Here is a 3,273-nt window from a genome sequence, read left to right as displayed (position 1 = left end):
GGTGAGGACCTCGCCGAGGCGTTCGCCGGTCGCGAGTCCATCGGCGTGAGCGTCGGGCTCTCGGGCGGGTTAGACGGCGAGGCCGTCCTCGCGTTCGACGCCGCCCACGCCGACGCGCTGCTCTCGTTGCTTCCCGGCGGCGCGTCGATGGGCCGGAGCGCGGTGACGGAAGTCGGCAACATCGCGCTCGGGGGCTTCCTCGACGGCTGGGCCAACTACCTCGGCCGGGCGATAGATATGACGCCGCCGAGATACTTCGAGGCGGACGGCGCGGCGGTGCTCCCCGACGGCGCGCTCGCCGGTGACGGCGTCTTCCTCTTCGAGAGCCGGCTGGATTCGGCGACGACGGACCTCGACTTCGCCATCTACATGCTCCCCGACTCCGCGGCGTTCCGCGATCTGATCGTCGGGAAGACCGCGCCCGCGGCGGCCGCCGGTGCCGAGGGAGCCGCGGGCGACACGGGCGGGTCGGCCCCCGGCGCGAACACCGCGGTTCCGTACGAGTCGCTCTCGACGTTCGCGTCGCTGGCGAAACGCGGGTCGGCGAACGCCGCCGACAACATCGCGATGATGACGGGCCTCGACACGAGCGTCGAGGTGAGCCGACTGCGGTTCGTCCCGCTCGCCGACATCCCCGCCGAGGTCGGCGTCGAACCCTACGCCGGGACGGTGTTCGAGTTACAGGGCGAGATCGGCGGCTACCTCGCGATACTCTTCGAGGAGTCGTCGGCCGAGGCGGTCGCGGCGTCGATGCTCCCCACCGAACCCGACGACCCGCTCGGGGGGATGGCCGAGAACGCGCTGTGTGAGCTCGGCAACGTGATGACGAGCGGATTCATCGACGGGTGGGCGAACGTGCTCGGCACGTCGATCAGCCACTCCCCGCCGGAGTTCGTCCACGACATGGGGTCGGCGACGATCAGCCCGCTCGTCGCGGCGCTGGGCCGGCGACAGGATTACGGGTTCGTCATCGACGCCGCGATCCGGACGGCAGGGGTCCAGGCGCGGTGTGACGTGTACGCGCTCCCGAACGAGCGCGAACTGGCGGCCGCCCTCTCCTCGCTCTCCGAGGTATGACCCCACCCACGTCGGTCGGGGGCCGTGACGTGTCCGGGTCGCCCCGGCGGGTGAACGTCGGCGTGGGAGACCTCGCGGTCGTCGACGACGACGCCCTCCTCACGACGAGCGGGCTCGGTTCCTGTGTCGCGATCGCCGTCGTCGACCACGACGCGGGCGTTCGCGGTCTCCTCCACGCCATGCTCCCGTCGATCGACGACGCCGACACCTCTGGACTCCGATCACCCCGACCGGGGAAGTACGTCGATTCCGGGTTCGACGTTATGGCCGATGCCGTCGCCGACTCCGGTGGATCCCCCGACCGGTTGGAAGCCAGCCTGATCGGCGGGGCGGAGATGCTCGATCTCACCGCCCCGGTCGGGCCACGAAACGTCTCCCACGCCCGGCGCGTGTTGGCCGATGCTGGGGTGCCAATCGTCGCGAGCGATGTCGGCGACGGCGTCGGACGAACGGTCCTGTTCCGATCCGATGGAGCCGTCGTCGTTCGCGCCGCGGACGGGTTCGAACGGACCCTCTGAGCTCGCGTCAGCGCTCGCCGTCCGCTCCGATAACGCGATAGCCGGCCCGTCCCAGCCGTCATCGAGATGATCGGTCGTCCGCTCGCTATCGGTTCGATCCCCCCGGACTTCTCATGGTTGATATTTTGAGGGGTGGGTTGAAGTGTGTAGTACGGGTGTTTTCCGGTAATGGGCCTCGAACTACCGGTGTGGGACCTCTCGACGGTCGAATGGACAGTCGCCACGCTGGGGCTCGTCGGCGCGAGCGTCCTCGATCGGTTCCTCGACGACGACGGATCCGACGATAGCGGCGGTGGCATGGATGGTGACGACGATGTCTTCGGCGGCGGTATGGGTGGCGGCGGTGGAGGCGGTATGGGTGGCGGCGGCGGTGACGGCTTCGACGACTTCGACGGGATGGACGAGTGGGACGACGGATTCGACGACGGCGGCGGTGGTGGCGGGTCCGACACCGACGAGCTGGAGAAGCGGCTCGACGACCTCGAAGCCGAGGTCGCGACGCTCTCCTCGACCGTCTCGACGGTTCGGTCGGAGAACGAGGAGATCTCCGCGGCCGTCGACGACATCGAGGAGGACGTTCGGAACCTGCTCGACATCTACGAGATGGTCACTCGTGGGATCAACCCGTTCGTCGACGAGTCGAGCGGCTTCGACGGCGTCGGCGGCGGCGGCGACAACTCCTTCGGTCTCTTCGACGACGCGGAGGAAGAAGACGAGTCCGCGGAGGAGCTCGACGACGACGTCGCGAGCGCGGACGCTGACGGGTTCTTCGACGAGGAGCTCGTCGAGCCGGACGACGGCGGGTTCGACGACCTGGACGACGACTCTGAGGACGACCTCGACGGGATGGACGACCTCGACGGGATGGACGACCTCGACGGGATGGATGAACTCGACGAGATGGACGACGGTGAACCCGCCGACGCCGCGTCCGAAACCGAACCGGCGGATGACGGAGATATGAACGACGACGCAAAGAGCTTCAGCGAGCTGAAAGAGGAGTACGACGCCGGCGAGGCCGACTGGGCCGACGACACCGGCGGCGAAACGGCGGATGACGACCCGATAGACGACATGGAGGGTTTCGGTGATGGGCCGGGCGAGGAGCTCGGTGATGGGGACGACGGCGGGTTCGGCGATGGGGACGACGGCCTCACCGACGCGAACGGCCACGGACACGACTCGATCGACGAACACGCGACGGCCCCCGGCGGCGACCCGGCCGAGATGAACGGCGACGGGTTCCAGTACGTCGGACAGGACGACCTCTCGGGAAGCGGTCGGAAGCCGTACCTCACCGAGCTCCCCGCCGATTACGTCGGCGACCTGCTCGTGATGGAGTGGCTGGAGTTCCTCGTCTCCGAGAGCGACGTGACCGACGCGGTGCGGGCGATCAACTACTACGAACGGATCGAGTGGATCGGTCCCGACGCCGCCGCCCGACTCCGTGATTTCCTCTCCGGGTTCGGCACGATCGACCGCAACCTGATCGATCGCCCCGGGACCGAGCGGCTCGTGCGTGAACACCACACCCGTAGCCTCCGATACATCACCCAACTCAACGGGACGAGCGCACACACCGTCCTGCTCGACCGCTGGGACGATCTCGCTGGCGGCTCGCTCGTCGGCGGCGGGTTCTCGGGTGCAGCCCCGGCCTACGGCGGCCGCGGAGGGCGTG

General features: G+C 68.7%; 3 protein-coding genes. All 3 read left to right on the top strand.

Translation table 11 applies throughout. The features are described 5' to 3' along the window. Positions 1-1,077, top strand: a 1,077-nt coding sequence (locus ACFQEU_RS13395; RefSeq protein ID WP_379782945.1) for a chemotaxis protein CheC, incomplete at its 5' end; no start/stop codon positions are given. Next, positions 1,074-1,595 carry a chemotaxis protein CheD gene (locus ACFQEU_RS13390; RefSeq protein ID WP_379782943.1) on the top strand — a complete coding sequence of 174 codons (522 nt, stop codon included), beginning with the start codon at positions 1,074-1,076 and terminating at the stop codon, positions 1,593-1,595. The genes ACFQEU_RS13395 and ACFQEU_RS13390, both read left to right, overlap by 4 nt. A gap of 168 nt (positions 1,596-1,763) precedes the next feature. After that, the coding region (locus ACFQEU_RS13385; RefSeq protein WP_379782941.1) for a FlaD/FlaE family flagellar protein at positions 1,764-3,273 on the top strand (1,510 nt) is incomplete at its 3' end.

Origin of the sequence: Halorubrum tibetense (assembly GCF_042661865.1) — an archaeon.
Classification (GTDB): domain Archaea; phylum Halobacteriota; class Halobacteria; order Halobacteriales; family Haloferacaceae; genus Halorubrum; species Halorubrum tibetense.
The sequence above is the reverse complement of the archived record's forward strand: the minus strand, read 5'-3'. Positions and strand labels throughout refer to the sequence as shown.

Coding starts and splice junctions, on each gene's coding strand:
- ACFQEU_RS13390 (WP_379782943.1), top strand. CDS start 1,074: ATGACCCCACCCACGTCGGTCGGGGGCCGTGACGTGTCCGGGTCGCCC.